The sequence below is a fragment of the Type-E symbiont of Plautia stali genome (assembly GCF_059731115.1).
The window spans coordinates 1,594,203-1,613,512 of sequence record NZ_AP035906.1 but is presented as its reverse complement, the minus strand read 5'-3'; the positions used below and the strand labels follow the sequence as shown (position 1 = coordinate 1,613,512).

Genomic DNA, 19,310 nt, shown 5'->3' with positions numbered 1-19,310 from the left:
GTTTATTGAAACCGCCGTCAGTCTGGGGGATTTAGGCGTTGTGACTTCGTTGATTGAAACCGCTGACTGTGTGGGAATTTAGGCGTCGCGGCTTCACTTATTGAAGCCGCTGACAGTCGGGAATTCAGGCGTCGCGCCAGCGTTTAAACACCAGCGAGGTGTTGATACCCCCGAAGGCAAAGTTGTTGGATTGAATATAATCGGTATCGATCGAGCGTGATTCGCCGATGATATAGTCCAGATCGCCACACTCTGCGGCGGGCTGCGTCAGATTCAGCGTGGGCGCAAACCACCCTTCTCGCATCATCTCAATGCTCATCCAGGCTTCCAGTGCACCACAAGCACCGAGCGTGTGACCAAAATAGCTTTTCAGCGAGGAGATTGGCGTGTCATTGCCAAAAATCGCCGCGGTGGCCTGACTTTCAGCGATGTCGCCGCGATCGGTGGCCGTGCCATGGGCGTTGATATAGCCAATCTGCTCCGGCGTCACACCCGCCGTTTTCAGCGCGCGTTCGATGCAGATCTGCATGGTTTCACGCTGCGGCTGGGTAATATGCGCCGCATCACAGTTGGTGTGGAAACCCACCAGTTCGGCGTAAATGGTGGCGCCGCGTGCCTGGGCATGCTCCAGTGATTCGAGGATCAAGGTTCCCGCGCCTTCGCCAATCACCAACCCATCGCGATGCTGATCAAAAGGTGACGGTGAAGAATGCGGTGCATCGTTGCGTTGGCTGGTGGCAAACAACGTGTCAAACACCGCCGCTTCGGAAGGACACAACTCTTCCGCACCGCCCGCCACCATCACGGTTTGATAACCATGGCGGATCGCTTCCCACGCATAGCCAATCGCCTGGCTGCCCGAGGTGCAGGCGCTGGAAGTCGGGATCACCCGGCCGCGCAGGCCAAAGAACAGCCCGGCGTTCACCGCCGTGGTATGCGGCATCATCTGCACATAGGTGGTGCCGGTAATGTTGTTGGTATGTTTTTCTGTCAGCATGGTGGCAAATTCACTGACCGGGCCGGTGCTGCCAGTAGATGAACCATAGGCAATACCGGTTTCCCCGCTGGTCAGCACCGGGTGATCGATCAAGCCGGCCTGTTCCAGCGCCAACTCGGTGGCGCGCGTCGCCATTAGCGACACTCGCCCCATCGAACGAATGCGTTTGCGCGTGTAGTGCGCAGGCAGTTCGAAGTTATCGACCGGGGCACCGAGCAAGGTGTGTAAGCCGTCGTAAATCTGCCATTCCGGCATTTTACGCACTGCATTTTGCCCCTGCTTAATGCGCGCAGCCACCGCTGGCCAGTTTTCACCAAAGGCAGTGACGCCCCCCATTCCGGTTACCACGACCCGCTGCATCACAGCATACCTCCATTAATTGAAATCACCTGACGCGTTACGTAGCCCGCAATATCCGACATCAAATAGCTGGCGAGCCCGGCGACTTCCTCAGCCGCGCCCATCCGTTTCATCGGGATGATTTTCAGCGCTTCGTCGATCACCATCGGCTCCAGATCCGTCATGCCGGTGTCAATCAAACCTGGCGCGATACAGTTCACGGTGATTTTGCGTTTTGCTAACTCGATGGCCAGCGCTTTGGTGGCACCAATAATCCCTGCCTTGGCCGCGCTGTAATTCACCTGACCGCGATTGCCCATGATACCGGACACCGAGGATAGGGTGACGATTCGGCCGCCTTTACGCAGACCAATCATCGGCATCACACAGGGATGAATCACGTTGTAGAAGCTGTCGAGGTTGGTGTGGATCACGCTGTCCCACTCATCTTCGGTCAGGGCCGGGAAAGCGCCGTCACGCGTAATACCGGCATTGTTCACTACGCCGTAATAGGCGCCGTGTTCGGCGATATCGTTTTCAATTGCCGTGCGTGTGGCTTCGCGATCGGCCACGTCAAACTGCAGAGTGCGCCCCACTCCGCCCGCATTCGTGATGTCCGCCAGCGTCTGTTGTGCACCCGCTGCATCACGGTGGTAATGCACCACCACGTTGAAACCATCCTGCGCCAGGCGAAGCGCAATGGCGCGGCCAATCCCTTTACTGGCGCCGGTCACTAATACGCTGCGCGTCATGGCTGCATCCCTTGTTGTAATTGATTAAGTTCCTGTTCATCCGGCTGATAGGTATTCAGCCGACCGCTGGCAAGGACCGCGTCCTGACTGCGGATCTCACCTTCAAAGCTACCGAGCTTGTCGTCACGCATCAGCAGATGCATCTCCACCCGCAGCGTGCTGTCTGCGGCAAAGGTGGCAGCAGCGGCACGATAGCCGCGTCCCCCCAGTAACATGCCGGGGCGGATATTCCGATCGCCGCGCTGTCGGGCATGAAAGCCAGACCAGACGCCAACGGTCTGCGCCATGATCTCGACGCCAAACCACGCGGGCAGCTCGCCCTGCGCATTAAGAAACGGCGCGAGTACGCCCTGGTGGTTGATGGTCACTTCACACACCACACGCTCATCGCTGACCTGAATCACGCGATCCAGCAGCAGCATCGGTGCACGGTGCGGCAGATAGTCGCCCACCGGCAGAAAATCAGTCATCAGGCTTTCCTACAATCAGGCAGGTGTTGTTCCCGCCAAAGGCAAAAGAGTTTGAGGCGATGATGGGACGCGCCAGCGGCTGTGGCAAAGTCAGCAGTCCGCAAACCGGCAGCGTGCTATCCAGGGTAGTGGCGCTAAAATCCTGCGCCGGTAACGCCAGATTCTGCTGCACGATGAGTGCCGCCAGCGCCGCCTCGGTCGCACCCGCCGCGCCGAGCGTGTGGCCCGTCAGGTGCTTAGTGGAGCTACAAGGCACGCTATCGCCAAACAAACGATGAATCACGTCCGACTCGACCTGATCGTTGAGCGGTGTCGCGGTGCCGTGCAGATTAATGTAGCCGATATCCTGCGGCTGCAATTGGGCCTGCTTCAGCGCCATCTTCATCGCTTGCTCGGCGCCAATGCCTTCTGGATGCGGAGCCGACATATGCCAGGCGTCTGATGACTCACCCGCACCAAGCAGCGCCAGCGACTGCGGCTCACGCGTCAGCAGCAGCAGCGCCCCCGCTTCACCGATAGAAATACCGTCACGTTCTGCGCTGAACGGTGCGCACTGGCGTTCGGATAACGAATCCAGGCTGGCAAAACCGTTTATTGGCATGCGGCTCAATGAATCCGCACCGCCCACCAGCGCCACATCCACCAGACCGGCCTCAATCAAGCGCTGTCCACTGATCAACGCGCGTGCACTGGAGGAACAGGCAGTAGAAATCGTGTACGCCGGGCCGTCCAGTTCAAGGTAGTGCGCCAGGAAACGCGACGGATCGCCCAACTCCTGCATGCGGTAATCGTAACCCGGTAAGCCTCTGTCAACCTGACGATCACCTTCGTCCACGCCCGAGGTGCTAGTGCCCAGCACCACCGCGACACGTTCACGACCAAAGCGGGCAATCGCCGCATCCACAGCCGGACGGATCTGCGCCAGCGCCGCCAGCAGCAGCTGATTATTGCGCGTGTTATGCGCGGCGAGTGCGGCGGGCACAGCTGGCAGTTCGCCCGGCACCTCGCCCAGCCAGCAGGTTTTACCTTGCTGCAACCAGCCTTCGCGCGGCTGCATGCCGGGTGCGTGGCCTGAGGTTAACTGCGCGGCAATCTGCTCCAGTGAGTTGCCAAGCGCATTCACCATGCCAAACGCCGAAATGTAGATCATGAAGATGCGTCCAGATGCTGAATTTGAATTTGATAACCGAAGGCGCGCTGGTCGATGCTGATCGGTTCACGTACGGTTCCCCGTTGCAGATAGCGAATCAACGTCACCACGTTACCGGCAGGATCGCGCAACTCACGACGATCACCCTCGTCGACCAGTTGCCAGCCTGGCGGCAACTGCGGCTGCCATGCGCTGAGCGGCCAGTGGCTCAGCATCACATCCGCCAGCACCTGGCTGGCTGGCGGCATTTCTGGCAGCGCCATCATCTGCTGCGTATGAATCCCGTTTTTATCATAGGTCACACGGAACAAGCGAATGCCCAGCGAGGACAAACCCGCCAGGCTGATTTGCTGTGAATCGGCGCTTAACAGCACCAGCAGTGACTGGGTTTTACCTTTGGCGTGGCCGGTCAGCAGTTGCTGCTGCTGAAACGCGGGTGAAATGCCCGGCGCAGGCAAAGTCACGCGCACGCCCGGTTTCAGCCACGCGGTGGGCCGATTGGATGCGCTGTCATGCTGCGCACAACCGCTTAACAGCAGGCTCAGCATCAACAACAAAGCACCTGTTTTCATCGTTGCTTCCTTTTCCCTGGTGCCAGCGCCAGCGGCGCTAACAAGAATGCACAAAAGATCCCGCTGCACAGCACGGTGCCAAAACCACTGATCGCCGTTGTGCTGCTGAACACCAGCATGCCCAACGTCAGCAGAGTCGTCATCATCGCCAGCGTAACCGCCAGCATCGAGGTCAGCGGCGTCCCGCGTGGATTACTGAAGAACAGCGTGTAATTGATGCCAATACCGAGTACCAGAATCAGCGCCAGCAAGGCAAATAAGTTCAGGCTGGCGCCAATCCAGCCTAATGTTGCCAGCGCTGCCGCCAGCGACAACCAGGAAGGCAAGGCGCTGCGTAAACCCGCTTGCAGGCCAAGGCGCACGATGTAACTGACGGTGATCAGCAACAACGCCAGCGCCAACAGGCCACTCAGCAGCGTACGCCAAAAGCGGAACAGCTCATCGTAACTGGCTTTGCGATCGACCCAGCTCACCCCCGCCTGCTGCGTAGCTAAATCCAATAACGCCGCACTGTTTTTCACGCCATTGACCGGCACCAGCACGCTGCTGCGTCCATCCGGCAGCGACAACCACAGCAAACGCCAGCCCTCGCTAAGCGGACTTGCCAGCCAGTCATCGGCATTGACTGGCATCGCAGCAAGATCGGCATTGGCTAATGTGATGCCCGCCTGTTTTAACCGCGTCAGGATATTCGGCGCAGCCTGCTGCAACAGCTGCAGATCCTGCTGTTGCTGATCCAGCGAATTAAGCGGCAATACGCGATAACCCGCCATCCAGCCCTGCTGCTGCGCCAGTTGTAGCTTGGGTGTCAGTGCGCTGAGACGTTGCAATGCCTGCTGCTCGTTATCCCCCCACACCACGAACCAGGTTTGGTCGGCCTGTTGTCCCGTCAGCTGTGCCAGTTGCCGATCCTGTGCCAGTAATTTAGCCGGAGCGCTCTGCAGATGAGCAATATCGTCATCGACGCGCAGCTGAATCATGCCGCTCAATGCATAGATCGCCACCAGTAGCGGCAATCCAACTTTTAACAGCGTGTTGCGACGCCATGCCGCTAACCAGCGCGCCAGCCACACCATACCGGGAATCGGTCGCACCGGCAGGCCGCGCACCAGCCATGGATAAAAACAGATCACCGTCAGGCAAGATGCACTTAACCCGCTGGCGGCGAACACCGCCAGTTGGCGCAAACCGGGGAACGGTGCCAGCAGCATCAGCAACCAGGCAATCGCCGTGGTGCCCAGTGCCAGCAGTAACGTGGCGCGCACTTTATGCAGGCTTTGCCACGGCGTGTTTTGTTCGCCGTGTACCATGCGTTCCGTCAGATAGTACAAGGTATAATCGGCAGAGATGCCGACAATGCTGAGGCTCATCACTAAAGTCGTGAGATGCAGCTCACTAAAACAGATCAAGGTCAGCACCGTACCCGCCATCGCGCCTATCGCCACCGAGAGCGCACACAGCGCCAGCGGTCGCAGCGAGCGGAACACCAGCCACACCAGCAGCAGCAAGCCGGCCAGTGTGACGCTGCCGAGCGTCTCGACATCATGCTGCGCGCGCTGGCTGGCATCATCGCTAAACAGCACTGTGCCACGCGTTAACAGCTGCGCATCTGGCCAGCGCGTTCTTAACTGCTGTTCAAGCTGGTTGAGGGCGGTCACCAACTGATGACTTTGCTGAATGCTAAAGGCATTTCTCGCCAGTTCACCGTGCAGGAAATACCAGCGGCGCTGCTGGGCGTCATTCACGGTTAACCAGCCATTATGCAGTACCATTTTGCTGGCATTCTGCTGCAGTGCCAGCTGCGCGCCACGCACCAGCATCAGCGGATCGTTTTGAATTTCTTTACTGCTCACACCGGCAAACGCTGAGAACAGTTGCGCCAGAATCCAGTCGGCTTGTGCTGTACCGCCGTTTTGCAGACGGGCGCGCGTCAACGGATCGATCAGGCCATTGCGATGCTGGAAAGCGTAAGTGCCCCAACGCTGCATCTGGTCATCATCCAGCGCACCGCTCACCTGTTTCAGCATCGGCAGCGCCTGCAGCTGCGCTTGCCACCACTTTGCCGCTTCATCGCCGTGATCGTTATCGGCGCTCACCAGCCACACCAGCTGACGATCCAGCCGCTGCATAAACCCTTGCTGAATCTCTGCCGGCGCTTGCCCCAGATTTTGTTGCGGCAGTAAAGCCAGCACGCTGCTGTTCAGCTGGCTGCGCGGCAACAGGATGGCCAGTGCCACCGCCAATGCCAGGCAAACCGCCAGCCACAGCAGCGCAGCGGTTTTCTCACTGCGCTGGGGCAAAACGCGCTCGCTCTTCATCAGTCAATTGTTTCGGCTCGGTGCGGGTATCACTTAAGGTGATGGCGGTTTTATCGCCCTGCTTATCATCCAGCGTAATGCTGTTAAGGAAGGTTGCTCCTTGCAGATCGATGCGGTTGAAAATTTTGTTCAGCGGTGCCGCCTTAGGCGTCAGGCTGAGCTGCCACTGGTCATTCCCTTTATCATGGAAATCGAGTTCGAAATTCTCACGCAGCACCTTTTCGTCGGCCTGGAACAAGGCGCGCAGCAGATGGTTGAACTGGAACATCTGCGGGTTACTGTCGGCGGTGATCACCTGCGGCGGCTGACCGCTCATGCTCTGCACCATGCGTTTATCATCGAGAATCAAGGTCATCACAAACGGCGTGGCCTGATGCCACCACAAACCTTGTTGCTGGGCGATTAATAACTGGCCACGCGACACCAGCGGCTGCGACATACCAGAAATGGTACGCACCTGCTCGAAGTTGGCGCGGATCACCGGCTGGCTGGCAAAACGCTGCTGCAGCTGATCCAACGTGATGGCCTGTGCGCTGGCACACAGCAACGTCAGCATCAGACAAAGAGTTCTGATCACGGTTTGACTCCCAGGCGTTCAAATAAAATATCGGGTGAAACGAAATTCATTTCCTGACTTGCCGCATCGACCGCCACCTGCAGCGTGTGTGCTTTGGTGGTGATCTGGCCCGCGGCATTGCGGATCACATAATCGATACGCAGGCGGTTTTCGTATTCGGTTATGCGGGCTTCCACGCGGATCACCTCTTCACAGCGTAACGGCTGGCGATATTTGACACGCGTATCTACCACTGGCCAGACAAAACCGCTGGCGGTCATCTCACCGTAGCTGTAGTTGATGCTGCGCAGCAGCGCTTCACGCGCCACTTCAAAAAAGCGGAAATAGTTGCCGTGCCACACCACGCCCATCGGGTCGCAGTCGTGGAACGACACGGTTAATTCAACCTCAGCGCGCCAGATATGTTCACTCATCGCGGCTCTTCTCCTCTGGTAACGTCCAGAAATCGTAAAAGTTAAACCAGTCCAGCGGCGCCATCAGCGCATGCTGCTGCAGTCGTTCGGCATAGCGATCCACCGTGGCCTGCAGCGCCGCCTGTCGTTGGGCTCGCGGCAGCAGGATCGGATCGGCAAAGGGTTCACAATGCACGCGCAGTCTGCCATGTTCCCGTAAGGCAAACATCAACAGCACCGGACAGCGTAAGGCGGCGGCCAGGACAAAAGGCCCCTGCGGAAACGGTGCCGGACGGCCCATAAATGCGCTCCACACCACGCGGCGTTCGCCCCCGCGCTGACGATGCACGGCGGTACGATCGCCGACAATCGCCACCCATTCCCCGGCATCCAGTTTTTGCTGCAGCAGGATGGCGGTATCCGGGCCGATATCGGTGACCGGCATCAGATTCACCCCGGCCTGCGGTGCAATGCTCTCCAGCACCTCGCGAAAGCGCTGGGCGTTATCGGTAAACACCAGCGCATTGATCACCAGCCCACTGACCTGCTTTGCCATCGCGCGGCAGGCTTCGATATCACCCAGATGCGACGCGAGGATCAAATGTCCTTTGCCCTCCGCAGCACGGATGACCGCTTCGGCACCCGGCGCAAAATCAATATCGCGTCCCCACTGCACCTCTCCGCGCCAGCTGGCGACTTTGTCCAGCATGCTGTAACCAAAGCGCAGAAAGTGGCGATAGCTATTGATCGGCGTCGGCAGGGCAATCTGCTGTTTACTGGCTTCTGCCTGCACCCGCGTCAGCCATTGCTGAGAGGCGGCACGCGCCTCACGTCCGCTCAACCAGTAAACCGCCACCACCGGCCATAGCAACAGCACAAACGGCAGCCGCCCGGCGCGACGATACAACCACAGCATAAAACGCAACCCGCTCTGACCCCGACGCTCTGGCGTGGCGGCCCAGTGCTGCGCCGTTTTACCCCGGCTCAGTAACTGTGGGATGCGCGGCACCATGCCAAAGAACAGGCGCGTGTGCATCCATGAGATACGCAGGTTGTCGTGCAAGGCATCAAAATGTGACAGGCCACTTTCCGGATAGGTGACGCGCGTGCTGATAAAGCGGCTCGGCGTGCCCTGCCAGTAGAGTCGCACCATTATTTCGGTGTCGAAATCCATGCGCTGGCCAATCGGGTGGCGATCGCAGAGTGCCAATGAAGGTCGCAGCGGGTAGACGCGGAAACCGCACATGCTGTCTTTTAGCGAGAAGGAGAGCGTTTCAATCCACACCCAAAAATGGGTGATGTAACGGCCATACAAGCGGGATTTCGGAATGGAATCATCGTAAACAGGCTGGCCGGAGATCAGGCAATCGGGATGGCTTTCCGCTTCCGCCAGCATGCGCGGCGTGTCTTCCACCTGATGCTGACCATCCGCGTCGAGTTGTAGCGCGTGGCTGTATCCTGCTGCGGCGGCCCGGCGCATCCCGGCGATCACCGCCGCACCTTTGCCCTGATTAACCGGTAAGGTGAGGATATCCAGCTGTGGAGCCTCAAGGTCAGCGATCTGCTGCTGAGTCTGCGTATCACTGCCGTCATCGACGATAATCACCGGCAGATTAAAGGGAGCCAGCCGCGCCAGCACCGAGGCCAGCATGGCGCCGTGGTTGTAACAGGGAATCAGAACACAGGGTTTGAAAGGCGCATTCAGCACAGGCGAATCTTCCCGCTGCTGGCAATCTCAGTGCTGTCCGCGTAAATCAGGCTGTAGCTGAAGCTCAGCAGTGATTTGTCTTCCTGCCAGCTCAGCTGCAGCTCTAGCTCCGCATCAGGCGGCACCGGCTGCTGAAACTTGATGTTCTCAATTGAACGGAAGTGTTTACCGATGGCCAGGCGTGACAGGCCGTAATGTAAAGCCCAGTCGAGCTGCGCCACGCCGGGTAAAATCGGTAAGGTCGGGAAGTGGCCGCGGAACCAAAACAGATCCGCGGCAGCATGCAGGCGCAGCGTCAGTGTTGCGCCCTGCTGCAGGGCGTTGAGTTCAACCGGCAACATCAAACAGTTCCTCAATTTGGGGCCAGGCGCGTTTGCTTTGCGCCGTAACCGGAATCGCGTTGACCACGCGCCAGTAGCGCGGCATGGCAACCGGCTCCAGCCAGGGTTGCAGCGCGATTTTCCATTGTTTCTTACGTTGGGTCAGCGTTGCGGCATCCAGCGTGTCCGGCAAAGCCAGCACCACGCCAATCGCCTGGCGTCCGTGACGCTGAATCGCCAGAGCGGCCGCGTCTTCTACGCCGGGTAAGGCCAGCAGTCTTCGCTCGATCTCACTGAGTGAAACGCGCTTATCTTCAATCTTCACCACCCGATCCTGACGGCCCGCCAGCTGAAACGTGCCGGAGGGCTGTTGTACAATCCGATCGTCGAGCGGCCAACCCTCAGTGGTTTCCAGCAACGCCGAAAACACCCGCCATTCAGCAGATGCCTGCCGCTCCAGCCTGACCTGAGGAAAACAGTGCCACGGGGCGTTTTCTTCCTGCGCACAGCGCCAGCCGATCACGCCGGTTTCGGTGCTGCCGTAAATCTCATCCACCGCACACTCAAAGGCGCGCTGAGCGTGCTGTGCATCAGCCCAGGGCAAAGCCCCGCCAGCCGAAACAATCAGCGCACATGATGGTGCATCCAGGGCAGGATCCAGGCGACGCAAAAAAGCCGGGCTACTGATAAAGGCATAGCGACGATCGCGACGCTGATCGGCGAGCTGTTCACCGTAAAAAATTTGCTGAGCGGCAAGTGGCAAGCTCAGCGCCATCGGCAACACAATGCGAAACGTCAGGCCATACAGATGTTGATGGCTCACTGACGCAATCACGTGGCATTGCTGCAGACGATCGGCCCATAACGCTGCCAGCCACTGCGCTTCAAGATCGAGTGCACGCAGTGATTTCACCACGCGACGCGGCGTGCCGGTGGAACCGGAGGTGAATAGCACCAGTTCGGCATCTTCGGCGATGGCAGGCAGTTCGCCCAGCGCCAGTGCACCGTCCCAGCGCAACTGTGGCAGGGACACCGCCAGCGGCATATCGCTGATCACGCCATCCAATTGTTCTGCCATCTCTTCCAGCTGCGCGGCCCGACAATGTCCGGGGATCACCGGGGTTTTACCGGCGTGCCATAACGCCAGCAGCGCCGCCGTGAAGTGATAACTGTTATCGAAGCACAACGCCCAGTGCTGACCCGGCTGGCTTTGGAGTTTTTCCATTAACGCCAGCACCTGCTGACGCATCTCCGATAACCAATGCTGTTGCTGCCCTTGCCAGGCCAGGACACGATCCGGCGCTTCGAGCCAGTCGCGGATACTCACCACCTTCATGCCTTGTTCCTCATACGCTGACGCAGCAGCCATTCGCCGCCCATCAGCGCGCCCATCAGCAGATAGCTGATGCACCCATTCCAGAGTGTCCACAGCGAGAGATCATTGAGCAGGCAAGTGGCCAACGCCACGCTGCCGTTAAAAATGAAAAAACCACACCATACCTGTGTCACGCGCCGCGTATAGCGCACGGCCCGCGCGGGCAAATCCGCTTCACGCAGCCGCGCTAAACGCTCGACCAGCGGCATCGGGCTCCACAAAGATGTGCCAAACAGCAGCAGCATCAGCCCATTCACGACTACCGGATACCACAGCAACAAATGCTGACTGCGCAACAGCATGCTGGCGAGGCACAGTAAGGTCCCCACCAGCGCCAGCGACAGCATCACCCGCCCCATCGCGCCCTGCGCATGACGTAACTGCCAGATGCGCCAGCCAAACAGCAGGGCTAACACAGCAATCACGCCGCGCCATTGCGGATGGGTGACGGCAAGCCACACCAGAAACGGCCAGGCCAGCAGGGCCAGACCATTTAACAGGCGCAGAAATGCTGTCATGCCGGGAATCAGGCTTCGTCGCGCATCAGTTGAACGACAGCGTCCACCACATCCTGCACGGTGCGAACGGCACGGAAGGCTTCGGGTTTGATTTTACGGCCGGTACGTTTTTGCAGGTGCACCACCATGTCGACCGCATCAATGCTGTCGAGTTCGAGATCTTCATACAAACGGGCATCCGGGCGGATATCATCGGCATCAATTTCAAACAGCGAGGTGAGCAGCGAGGCCACTTCCTGGTAAATTTCGTCTTTATTCATCATCTTGACTGTTCTCAGGCTTGCTGTTGTTCAACAAACGCGGCCAGCGTGGCCACGGAAAAAAAGTGCGCGCGTAAGGTTTCGCTTTCTGCGGAAAGCTGTACGCCGAAGCGATTTTTCACCGCCAGTCCCAGCTCAAGGGCATCGATTGAATCAAGTCCCAACCCTTCGCCAAACAAGGGTGCGTCGGTTTCTATATCGTCCGGGCTGATATCTTCCAGATTCAGCGTGTCGATAATCATCAGTTTGATGTCGTCAATCAGTGCTTGCATAACTTACTTTGTCTCTTCAGGGACCAGTGCCTGTTGCAAGTGACGCGTCAGGCGACGCGCGGCGAGCGGCTGCGCATCTTCTTCGGCTTCACTGAACGCCTGGCTATCAATACGCGATTTTACGCGTACAGTAAAAACGGGTTTAACCAGCGGAATCTGATACCAGCGACTTTGCTTATCGAGCATACGCTGGGTGCAGCTGATATGTACCACGCGCAGATCGCATCCGGCACGCACCGCGATATTGGCGGCACCGCGTTGCAGCTTTAACGGTTCACCATAACGGGTACGCGTCCCTTCAGGAAAAATCAGGATGGTATCGCCGCGCGCTAAACGCTGCTGGCTATCGGGCAGCAAGGTATCGGCTTCGCTGTTAATCAGGTAATCGGCAGATTTGATGACGCCATTAAAAAAAATGTTGTGCTGCAGTTCGGCTTTGACCAGACAATCCATCTCCGGAAGCACCGAAGCAATCATCACATAATCAATTAACGAAGGATGATTGGCGACGATCAGACAGCCGCGATCCTGGCGCAGTAGCTCGGCACCAATGATCTGATAATCGTAAACACCGACAAAGCGACAAAAGCGCAGGAAACAGCGGAAGCTCCAGGCAATGCTGCTGCGTGCAATCTGACGACGACGCAGGCCATCGCGCTGAATCAGCAACAGCAGGTTAAACCAGGTCACAGACAGCAGCAGACCGCCCACGCTGAACAGCGTAAAACTCACGGCAGTCATCACCAGTCGCCAGTAAAAGTTGCAGCCAGCACGCCAGCGCAGGGCTAACGAATTATCCGCCATGATGACGCTCCCAGTGCCACAGGTGACGTTCACCGGCAATCGTCATTCGTTCGTCACCTTGCAACATCGCCTGCAGGAATTGCAGACTTTGCGGCAAAGTCTCGGCTGCGGGGCGCGCGGGCTCTGCTGTGCAGCGCCACTCATTACCAGATTGCAGCAACAAAGCCACCGCGTAAGGGGCGTTTAAGCGGTCAATTTCGGGTAGCCACGGCTGATAATAGGCAGGTACTACGCCGTCAAAATCCACCAGCAGCACCTGCGCGTAGCCCGCCTGATGCAAAGCCGCGACCTCAAGCAAACCCTGTTGAAAACTGTCCATGCCCGCTGAAATTGACGAAGAAACCAGCGGCTGTCGCGCCGCAATGGTTAAGCTACCCACCGCAGAGTTGTGTACGGACATGGCAAAATCGGTCGGAGAGAGCGCCTGCTGATCTTTTAACGCCGTGAGTATGCGCAGATTACGTTCCAGCTCACCGTGGCGGCTGGTAAACACAATGGCATCCACCGTTTGACGTGCCAGTAGCGCCAGCCCGCTCTCCACAGCCGCACGGCTGCCCGCACTCAGGCGGCGTGCAGTCATCATCGGCAAAAATTGGGGTTTGGCGATCGGTAGGGTGGCGTCCAACGCGGTTTGCTGTCCGGCCCAGTGCTGCCACTCATCGGCAGTGCTGTGACCTGGTGCAATCGCGTGCCAGTCAACCAGGGTGTAAGCGAGTTTCATACCTGTATTCTTTCTTCAGCCTCAGGGATGGTCAGATTTTCGCTGTGCGGCATCCCTTCCCTGCTTGCGTTCGAGTCCGTCATCCGTCTCATGCGAATGTCGCCGATTAACAAGGCGGGCACGTGGCCCGCCTGTTTTCTCTTTCGGCAGCGTTAGCGCTTTCTTTAAAACATTATGTCAGCGATCACGCATGGCGCTTATTTTACGGCCTGAACCGCAAGACGCGTCTGAATACCCTGGTTCAGATTCTGAATCCAGCGGTTGTAGTTACGATGGATCTGGCCACTGCCCGCTTTCAGATTGGTACTGCTCACGTAATCAATGCGGTAGCTGTTTGCAGCATAAGTGATGCGAATGTCGGCCGTATGACCGCGCTCGGACAGCTTACCGTTCATCACGCCCGGGCCTGCCGGGGAAATCACCCAGTGGTTGGCCGCACCGGCTTCAACAATGGCGCGCTGCATTTGACTATCCGTGTAGCTTTGCCCAACGGTCTGGCTCACGTTCTGAATGGGCGCGGTGCGCGGTGCGCAACCCGTCATTAATGCCGCTGTCACGATTAAGGCAAGCGCCGCTTTTTTATTCATCATTTCCTTTGTTTCCCCTGTCGTAGCCAATCACCACAAATGGCGACCGTGTGCGTAATTGAACTTGCACTGATCCGTTCAGACTTTGTAAAGCGCGCGAATAATACCACTATATGTAAAGACAAGTAAAAAAAAGCACGAATGACTTAAGCAGCGCCTCATTTCATGGCAAAAGCAGAAATTGCCGGGTTTACAGCGTAAAATCTGCCGCAAAACCGGCTTGAGGCATGATGTTTAGCCCTGCCAGCCGCCGCCGAGCGATCGGTAAAGATCGATTTGTGCGAGCAACAGAGTGTTTTTCACTGAGACAATATTGAGCTGAGTGTTAAACAAGGTGCGCTGCGCGTCCAGTTCATCCAGATAAGAGGCATAACCGTTCTGATAACGATTACGTGCGATGCGGTATGCTTCTGTCACATAGCCTTCTTGCTTCTGCAATTCCGTCAGCTGTTCCTCACTGCGGCGAATGGCATCCAACGCGTTATCCACATCTGAAAAGGCACCGCGTACCACTTTCTCATAGCCATAAAGCGCTTGGTTACGTGCGGCCATCGCCACATCCACCTGCGCCGTCAGTGCTTCGCGGTTTAATAGTGGTGCGAGAATGCTACCGCCAATGCTCCACAGGCGGAAGGGATTGTCGAGTAACTGATGCAGTTGAAAACTTTGCAGCGTGCCGGTCGCCGTCAGATTAAGTGAAGGCAATAAATCGGCCTGCGCCGAAGCCAGCGAGGCATCCGCGGCAATCAACTGACGCTGTGCCTGCACGATATCCGGGCGGCGGTTGAGCAGCTGAGACGGCAACAACGCCGGCAGCGTCTGCGGTTTGATATGGTCGAAGTTGCGGGTACGGGCAATCTCGCGCGGATTCATGCCCACCAGCACGCTGAGTGCATTCTCTTGTTGTTCGATTTGATGCCGTAACTGCGGCACCTGCGCTTTGGCGGTCTGATATTCCGAAGCCGCCTGCATCCACTCCAGTCGTGAGGTATAGCCGGTTTCAAACTGGCGCTGCGCCAGATTTAACGAGTTTTCACGCGTGGCCAGCGTCGCTTCGGTGACACGCAATTGTTCGTCCAGCGCGCACAGACTGAGGTAACCGGAGGCCACCGAACTGGCAACCGTTAATTCAGCCGCTGAAGCTGCAGCACGCTGGGCATCCAGAGACGCTTGCGAAGCAAGAATGCTGTTGCTGCGACTGCCCCAGAGGTCTACGTCATAGTTTGCCTGCAACAGTCCCTGGAAGACGGCATTCTCATACGGTTGCCCGGTTACTGCCGACAATGCGCGCTGATGTGTGGCGGCAACCCCGGCGGATAGCGTGGGGAAATTATCCCCCTGCGCAGCACGCAATTGCGCGCGGTACTGATCGACCCGTGAACGGGCAATCAGGATATCGCTGTTATGTTGCAATGCCTGATTGACTAAATGATTAAGGTTATCGTCGCCAAAGCGTTGCCACCACTGTGCTTCGGGAGCTGCCGACGGGCCAACCTGCTGGCGCCAACTGTCTGGGATCGGTAAGGATGATGGGGCCTTTTCCACTTCTGTCGCGCAGCCGCTGACCATCAACGTCATCAGCGAGGCGAGGATTAACCGCTTCATGGCACATCCTTGTGCGGCTCTGCTGCAGTATCAATATTGACTTCAACCGACATGCCGGGACGCAATTCTTCAGTATCGCCGAGGATTTGAATACGTACCGGAATACGCTGTGCGATCTTCACAAAGTTACCGGTGGCATTGTCCGGTGAAATTGCACTGAATTCCGAACCGGCAGCGGGGGAAATAAATTCAACCCGGCCGTCAAAACGCTTGCCGTCCAGTGCATCAACCCGAATCGTCACGGGTAATCCTGGACGCACACGTGCCAGCTGTGTTTCTTTCAGATTGGCGATCACCCATTTGTTATCCGGCACCACTGATGTCAGGCGCGTGCCCGCCGTGACATAGGTCCCTTTACGCACCGACAATTGTCCCAGCTGTCCGCTGTCGGGCGCGATAATACGTGTATTGGCCAGATCGATATTGGCCAGTTCCAGCGCGGCTTTGGCACTGGCTACATCGCCTTCCAGGGAACCGCGATTCACGATGACCGTTTGTAAACTCTGCTGCGATACCGCAACCTGCGCATCTGCCTGGCGAAGTTGCGCTTGCGCCTGCGCGTTAGCGGCACGCGCTGCGTCACGTTCACGCACGGAGAGCGACCCATCGGCCGCCAGATTTTCTACACGCTTCAGGTCAAGGCTGCTTTTCAGCGCCTGGGCTTTGGCATTCTCCAGCGCAGCTTTATTGCTGAGAATATTGGCTTCCGCACTGCGGCGTTGCTGTTGGTTATTGTTTTGCGCAGCGATTTTCATATCCAGCTGCGCTTGCGCCTGATGCACGCGCTGGCGATAGATACGATCGTCAATGGTCATCAGTAACTGCCCTTTGGTGACCGGTTGTAAATCCACCACATTCACGTCGGTCAGATAGCCGCTGACCTGTGGGCTGATAAAGGTGACCTGCCCGCGCACATAGGCGTTCTCCGTTGACTGAATCGTGCTGGTAAACGGCCACAGCTGCCAGGCGTATAAAATCACCAATACGCCAACGATCACGATGCCGCTGCCGAAAGCGATGGAAAGAATGCGTCGGCGGTTGGCGCGTTCGCGCTCCGCAGCCTGAATATCGTCCTGTTGGCTCATGAATTCTCCGTCGGGTTTGAAGCTTGCTGACGCTGTTCCGTCAAATTATGGCGTGCCTGACGCCAGTTGATATAACGCAGCCGCGTCAATCGCCACAGCACCCACATCAGGGTGATCAGCGCCATCGCGGCAGTCAATAAATAGGTGTCGTTGTAGGCCAGCACGTTAGCCTGGAGTGTGGCCACAGCTTGTAACTGGCTGCTGCTCTGCGCGCTGAGCAGAACGTTGTCGGGCAACTGGCTGCTAAACAGTGAACTGTATTGGCTGAGGCGCTCGATGACATTGGGATCGAGCTGTGACAGCTGATCGCCCAGCAGGCTGGAGTGATACTTCTCCCGCCACGTCTGGAAGGTGCCGAGTATAGCCGAGCCAATCAGCCCGCCCAGATTTTGGCTCATGCCAAACAGCACCACAAAACTCACCAGATTTTTCGGCTGCGTCACCACACCGCCAATCCCTAACAGCATCGCGGGCGCGAGGAAGAACGCGCTGCTAAAGCCGAGTAAAAACTGACTGACATACAAATTGTTGCCGCGTGTCACTGGGCTGGATTGTGCATCCATGTACGAGGCGATGATCATCACCACCAGCGAGGTGACGATCGGCCAACTGAGATGCGTCGGTTTGATGGTCAATGCACTGGCGATCATGCCAAAAATCACCCCAGCGATAATCGCTAAAGCCAGGCCACGCATCTGGTCATTCAGCAACCCAAGCTGTTGCAGGAAGCCCACCGCGCCGGTGTTTTGCTCGGCCAACACAATACGCATCATGATCATCACAATGCCCAGTCGTACAATCATGCCGTTGCTTAACCATCGGGTGTTAATCAGCGGATTCGCGCGGTTATGTTCCACCACCACTGCCGCAACAATCAGCACCAACGAAAGGGCTAATGAAATACCCAACCACGGCGTGGTAAACCACCACTCGATGCGGCCCAGCGATAGCACGCCGCACAGCAGTGCCATGCCGGGTGCCAGCAGGATAAAGGTGACAAAATCCATCTTTTCAAAGGCCTTGATACGATCGCCCGGCGGCAACTTCACCACCAAAACACAACCGAGCGCTATCATCGCCAGCCCTAACTCAAACAGATAAAGACCGCGCCACTCTTCCAGCTGGAGCAATTCGGTAGAGAACAAACGGGCGAGCGGGATCGCCAACTGCGATGCGGTAATGCCGATCACCAGGGCTTTGAGTCGGTGTTTCGCCGGCCAGGCCTGAATTTGGTAATAGATACCAAGGGAGCTTAGCGCCGCGCCCACCATCCCGTGAGCGGTGCGCACAATAATGGCGGAACTGAGATCGTTGGCCAGGATATGGAAGAACGCCACGATGACGTAAAGCACGAGAAAAGCTTCGGTAAACAGCCGCAGGCCAAACTGCTGACGAAATTTAACCAGCAGCAGGTTGATGGAAATGTTGCCCATCACGTAGACAGCCGGCAGCCAGGCAATCTCATTGCTGTAAGCGCCAAAGGTGCCCTGAAGATTGGTAAGATTGGCCGTCACCAGCGCATTACTGAGCGCGCCGGTGATGGAGATCAGCAGTCCAATAATGCCAAACGCCACGCGCTTTGAGGGCGAGTGGATTGGGGTGGAAGGTGAACCCGGCAGCATCGGTTTTTCATGAGGCAGCCATTCACGTTGTGCATAAGGATTGCGTTTTGCCACGATTAGATACTTCCCAGTCGAGCCAGCAGCTGTTGCAAAACCTTCTCGGTCACTGCCAGCGCTTCAGGATCGATGTCTGCCAGCAACTGTGCGCGCAAGCTGTCTGCCTGGGTTTTCACTTCAGCAAATGCGACGCCGCCCTGCTCGGTCAACACCAGCAGGCGTTTACGGCGATCCTCTTTCGGCTGCACGCGCGCCAGTAACTGCTGTTTTACCAGTCGATCTACCAGTGGCACCACGCTCGCTTCTTCTAATCCCAACAGTTGGGCCAGCGCTTTCTGGGTCGGCGGCTCCGTGGCCGTGGCCACTGTGGCGATGGCCATCCAACTGCTCATACTTAAGCCACTCTCTTTAAGGCGACGATCGACTGCCAGCCGCCATGCATGTGCCGTAAGATGTAATAAACGCGAAAAAGGTTGCGGATAGTCACTCAAAACGTAGTAGCCTAATGATTAGAGACCTAACTAAACAAGTGCGTTATTATAAACAAAGTGTCAGCCTGATGAAAAGTTTGCTTACATTAGCACTGTAGTTCGCGCGCCTCAGCCCTTCCACTCTGTTCTCAAATAGATGCGGCTTGCCACAAAGCCTATCCATGTACAGCTATTTTGTATAAGTTTCGTGTAAATCAAATCATTTAAATCGCTGATAAATAACAATAAGCACAAATTCCTCAAAAATATCATTGTACAAGTTAGGGTTCATTGTATAAGTTTACTTCCCGTGAGCCAGCGACTGGCTCCGTAACGAATGATGCACTTTGCGTCGCCTCTGAAGGTGTTTTTGGATTTCCACCTTCAGAGGTGTCTTTT

At 57.1% G+C, this 19,310-nt stretch carries 21 protein-coding genes; all 21 read right to left on the bottom strand.

All coding sequences use genetic code 11. The features are described 5' to 3' along the window. Positions 1-124 precede the first annotated feature (124 nt). The 21 genes from AC6I8L_RS07345 to AC6I8L_RS07245 all read right to left on the bottom strand — a co-directional run bounded on the left by AC6I8L_RS07345 (position 125) and on the right by AC6I8L_RS07245 (position 18,932). Positions 125-1,357 (bottom strand): beta-ketoacyl-ACP synthase, encoded by a 1,233-nt coding sequence (locus AC6I8L_RS07345; RefSeq protein ID WP_058959612.1) that lies wholly within the window; start codon positions 1,355-1,357, stop codon positions 125-127. Next, complete coding sequence (locus tag AC6I8L_RS07340; RefSeq protein WP_034820202.1) at positions 1,357-2,088, bottom strand: 3-ketoacyl-ACP reductase FabG2; 732 nt, start codon at positions 2,086-2,088, stop codon at positions 1,357-1,359. The genes AC6I8L_RS07345 and AC6I8L_RS07340 overlap by 1 nt, the downstream gene beginning before the upstream one ends. Then, positions 2,085-2,558 carry a hotdog family protein gene (locus AC6I8L_RS07335; RefSeq protein ID WP_034820205.1) on the bottom strand — a complete coding sequence of 158 codons (474 nt, stop codon included), beginning with the start codon at positions 2,556-2,558 and terminating at the stop codon, positions 2,085-2,087. The genes AC6I8L_RS07340 and AC6I8L_RS07335 overlap by 4 nt, the downstream gene beginning before the upstream one ends. After that, entirely contained in the window at positions 2,551-3,708 is a 1,158-nt protein-coding gene (locus AC6I8L_RS07330) for a beta-ketoacyl-[acyl-carrier-protein] synthase family protein (RefSeq protein WP_058959613.1), read from the bottom strand. Before AC6I8L_RS07330 ends, AC6I8L_RS07335 begins: the two co-directional genes overlap by 8 nt. After that, a complete protein-coding gene (locus tag AC6I8L_RS07325; protein ID WP_034820211.1) occupies positions 3,705-4,280 on the bottom strand; it encodes a DUF3261 domain-containing protein in 576 nt (191 codons plus the stop codon). The genes AC6I8L_RS07330 and AC6I8L_RS07325 overlap by 4 nt, the downstream gene beginning before the upstream one ends. Beyond that, entirely contained in the window at positions 4,277-6,598 is a 2,322-nt protein-coding gene (locus tag AC6I8L_RS07320; RefSeq protein ID WP_058959614.1) for an MMPL family transporter, read from the bottom strand. Before AC6I8L_RS07320 ends, AC6I8L_RS07325 begins: the two co-directional genes overlap by 4 nt. After that, positions 6,564-7,154, bottom strand: a complete 591-nt coding sequence (locus AC6I8L_RS07315) for an outer membrane lipoprotein carrier protein LolA (protein WP_201785663.1) — start codon at positions 7,152-7,154, stop codon at positions 6,564-6,566. Before AC6I8L_RS07315 ends, AC6I8L_RS07320 begins: the two co-directional genes overlap by 35 nt. 17 nt (positions 7,155-7,171) lie before the next feature. Continuing rightward, positions 7,172-7,588, bottom strand: coding sequence for an acyl-CoA thioesterase (locus AC6I8L_RS07310; protein ID WP_058959616.1), 417 nt, complete (start codon positions 7,586-7,588; stop codon positions 7,172-7,174). After that, positions 7,581-9,218: a glycosyltransferase family 2 protein gene (locus AC6I8L_RS07305; RefSeq protein WP_498014472.1), complete on the bottom strand. Its 1,638-nt coding sequence runs from the start codon at positions 9,216-9,218 to the stop codon at positions 7,581-7,583. The genes AC6I8L_RS07310 and AC6I8L_RS07305 overlap by 8 nt, the downstream gene beginning before the upstream one ends. Before the next feature lie 50 nt (positions 9,219-9,268). Next, positions 9,269-9,616, bottom strand: a complete 348-nt coding sequence (locus tag AC6I8L_RS07300; protein WP_058959618.1) for an ApeI family dehydratase — start codon at positions 9,614-9,616, stop codon at positions 9,269-9,271. Then, positions 9,603-10,931: an AMP-binding protein gene (locus AC6I8L_RS07295; protein WP_058959619.1), complete on the bottom strand. Its 1,329-nt coding sequence runs from the start codon at positions 10,929-10,931 to the stop codon at positions 9,603-9,605. The genes AC6I8L_RS07300 and AC6I8L_RS07295 overlap by 14 nt, the downstream gene beginning before the upstream one ends. Then, a complete protein-coding gene (locus tag AC6I8L_RS07290; RefSeq protein ID WP_153012269.1) occupies positions 10,928-11,488 on the bottom strand; it encodes a COG4648 family protein in 561 nt (186 codons plus the stop codon). The genes AC6I8L_RS07295 and AC6I8L_RS07290 overlap by 4 nt, the downstream gene beginning before the upstream one ends. An 8-nt stretch (positions 11,489-11,496) precedes the next feature. Continuing rightward, on the bottom strand, positions 11,497-11,751 hold the full coding sequence (locus AC6I8L_RS07285) for an acyl carrier protein (protein WP_058959621.1): 255 nt from the start codon (positions 11,749-11,751) through the stop codon (positions 11,497-11,499). Between the two features lie 11 nt (positions 11,752-11,762). Continuing rightward, positions 11,763-12,020, bottom strand: coding sequence for a phosphopantetheine-binding protein (locus AC6I8L_RS07280; RefSeq protein WP_034820252.1), 258 nt, complete (start codon positions 12,018-12,020; stop codon positions 11,763-11,765). A 3-nt stretch (positions 12,021-12,023) separates the two neighbouring features. Then, the gene (locus AC6I8L_RS07275; RefSeq protein WP_058959622.1) at positions 12,024-12,824 is read right to left on the bottom strand and encodes a lysophospholipid acyltransferase family protein; all 801 of its coding nucleotides are present in this window, start codon (positions 12,822-12,824) and stop codon (positions 12,024-12,026) included. Continuing rightward, positions 12,814-13,545, bottom strand: coding sequence for a beta-ketoacyl synthase chain length factor (locus tag AC6I8L_RS07270; RefSeq protein WP_058959623.1), 732 nt, complete (start codon positions 13,543-13,545; stop codon positions 12,814-12,816). Before AC6I8L_RS07270 ends, AC6I8L_RS07275 begins: the two co-directional genes overlap by 11 nt. Before the next feature lie 197 nt (positions 13,546-13,742). After that, entirely contained in the window at positions 13,743-14,135 is a 393-nt protein-coding gene (locus AC6I8L_RS07265) for a hypothetical protein (protein ID WP_097119582.1), read from the bottom strand. Positions 14,136-14,366: 231 nt separating this feature from the next. Next, positions 14,367-15,737 (bottom strand): efflux transporter outer membrane subunit, encoded by a 1,371-nt coding sequence (locus tag AC6I8L_RS07260; RefSeq protein WP_058959624.1) that lies wholly within the window; start codon positions 15,735-15,737, stop codon positions 14,367-14,369. Next, positions 15,734-16,822: an HlyD family secretion protein gene (locus AC6I8L_RS07255; RefSeq protein ID WP_058959625.1), complete on the bottom strand. Its 1,089-nt coding sequence runs from the start codon at positions 16,820-16,822 to the stop codon at positions 15,734-15,736. The genes AC6I8L_RS07260 and AC6I8L_RS07255 overlap by 4 nt, the downstream gene beginning before the upstream one ends. Beyond that, positions 16,819-18,498, bottom strand: coding sequence for an MFS transporter (locus tag AC6I8L_RS07250; protein ID WP_034820282.1), 1,680 nt, complete (start codon positions 18,496-18,498; stop codon positions 16,819-16,821). Before AC6I8L_RS07250 ends, AC6I8L_RS07255 begins: the two co-directional genes overlap by 4 nt. 2 nt (positions 18,499-18,500) lie before the next feature. After that, a complete protein-coding gene (locus tag AC6I8L_RS07245; protein ID WP_058959626.1) occupies positions 18,501-18,932 on the bottom strand; it encodes a MarR family winged helix-turn-helix transcriptional regulator in 432 nt (143 codons plus the stop codon). Between the last annotated feature and the right edge of the window lie 378 nt (positions 18,933-19,310).

Coding starts and splice junctions, on each gene's coding strand:
- AC6I8L_RS07345 (WP_058959612.1), bottom strand. CDS start 1,357: ATGCAGCGGGTCGTGGTAACCGGAATGGGGGGCGTCACTGCCTTTGGT.
- AC6I8L_RS07340 (WP_034820202.1), bottom strand. CDS start 2,088: ATGACGCGCAGCGTATTAGTGACCGGCGCCAGTAAAGGGATTGGCCGC.
- AC6I8L_RS07335 (WP_034820205.1), bottom strand. CDS start 2,558: ATGACTGATTTTCTGCCGGTGGGCGACTATCTGCCGCACCGTGCACCG.
- AC6I8L_RS07330 (WP_058959613.1), bottom strand. CDS start 3,708: ATGATCTACATTTCGGCGTTTGGCATGGTGAATGCGCTTGGCAACTCA.
- AC6I8L_RS07325 (WP_034820211.1), bottom strand. CDS start 4,280: ATGAAAACAGGTGCTTTGTTGTTGATGCTGAGCCTGCTGTTAAGCGGT.
- AC6I8L_RS07320 (WP_058959614.1), bottom strand. CDS start 6,598: ATGAAGAGCGAGCGCGTTTTGCCCCAGCGCAGTGAGAAAACCGCTGCG.
- AC6I8L_RS07315 (WP_201785663.1), bottom strand. CDS start 7,154: ATGCTGACGTTGCTGTGTGCCAGCGCACAGGCCATCACGTTGGATCAG.
- AC6I8L_RS07310 (WP_058959616.1), bottom strand. CDS start 7,588: ATGAGTGAACATATCTGGCGCGCTGAGGTTGAATTAACCGTGTCGTTC.
- AC6I8L_RS07305 (WP_498014472.1), bottom strand. CDS start 9,218: ATGCTGGCCTCGGTGCTGGCGCGGCTGGCTCCCTTTAATCTGCCGGTG.
- AC6I8L_RS07300 (WP_058959618.1), bottom strand. CDS start 9,616: ATGTTGCCGGTTGAACTCAACGCCCTGCAGCAGGGCGCAACACTGACG.
- AC6I8L_RS07295 (WP_058959619.1), bottom strand. CDS start 10,931: ATGAAGGTGGTGAGTATCCGCGACTGGCTCGAAGCGCCGGATCGTGTC.
- AC6I8L_RS07290 (WP_153012269.1), bottom strand. CDS start 11,488: ATGACAGCATTTCTGCGCCTGTTAAATGGTCTGGCCCTGCTGGCCTGG.
- AC6I8L_RS07285 (WP_058959621.1), bottom strand. CDS start 11,751: ATGATGAATAAAGACGAAATTTACCAGGAAGTGGCCTCGCTGCTCACC.
- AC6I8L_RS07280 (WP_034820252.1), bottom strand. CDS start 12,020: ATGCAAGCACTGATTGACGACATCAAACTGATGATTATCGACACGCTG.
- AC6I8L_RS07275 (WP_058959622.1), bottom strand. CDS start 12,824: ATGGCGGATAATTCGTTAGCCCTGCGCTGGCGTGCTGGCTGCAACTTT.
- AC6I8L_RS07270 (WP_058959623.1), bottom strand. CDS start 13,545: ATGAAACTCGCTTACACCCTGGTTGACTGGCACGCGATTGCACCAGGT.
- AC6I8L_RS07265 (WP_097119582.1), bottom strand. CDS start 14,135: ATGATGAATAAAAAAGCGGCGCTTGCCTTAATCGTGACAGCGGCATTA.
- AC6I8L_RS07260 (WP_058959624.1), bottom strand. CDS start 15,737: ATGAAGCGGTTAATCCTCGCCTCGCTGATGACGTTGATGGTCAGCGGC.
- AC6I8L_RS07255 (WP_058959625.1), bottom strand. CDS start 16,822: ATGAGCCAACAGGACGATATTCAGGCTGCGGAGCGCGAACGCGCCAAC.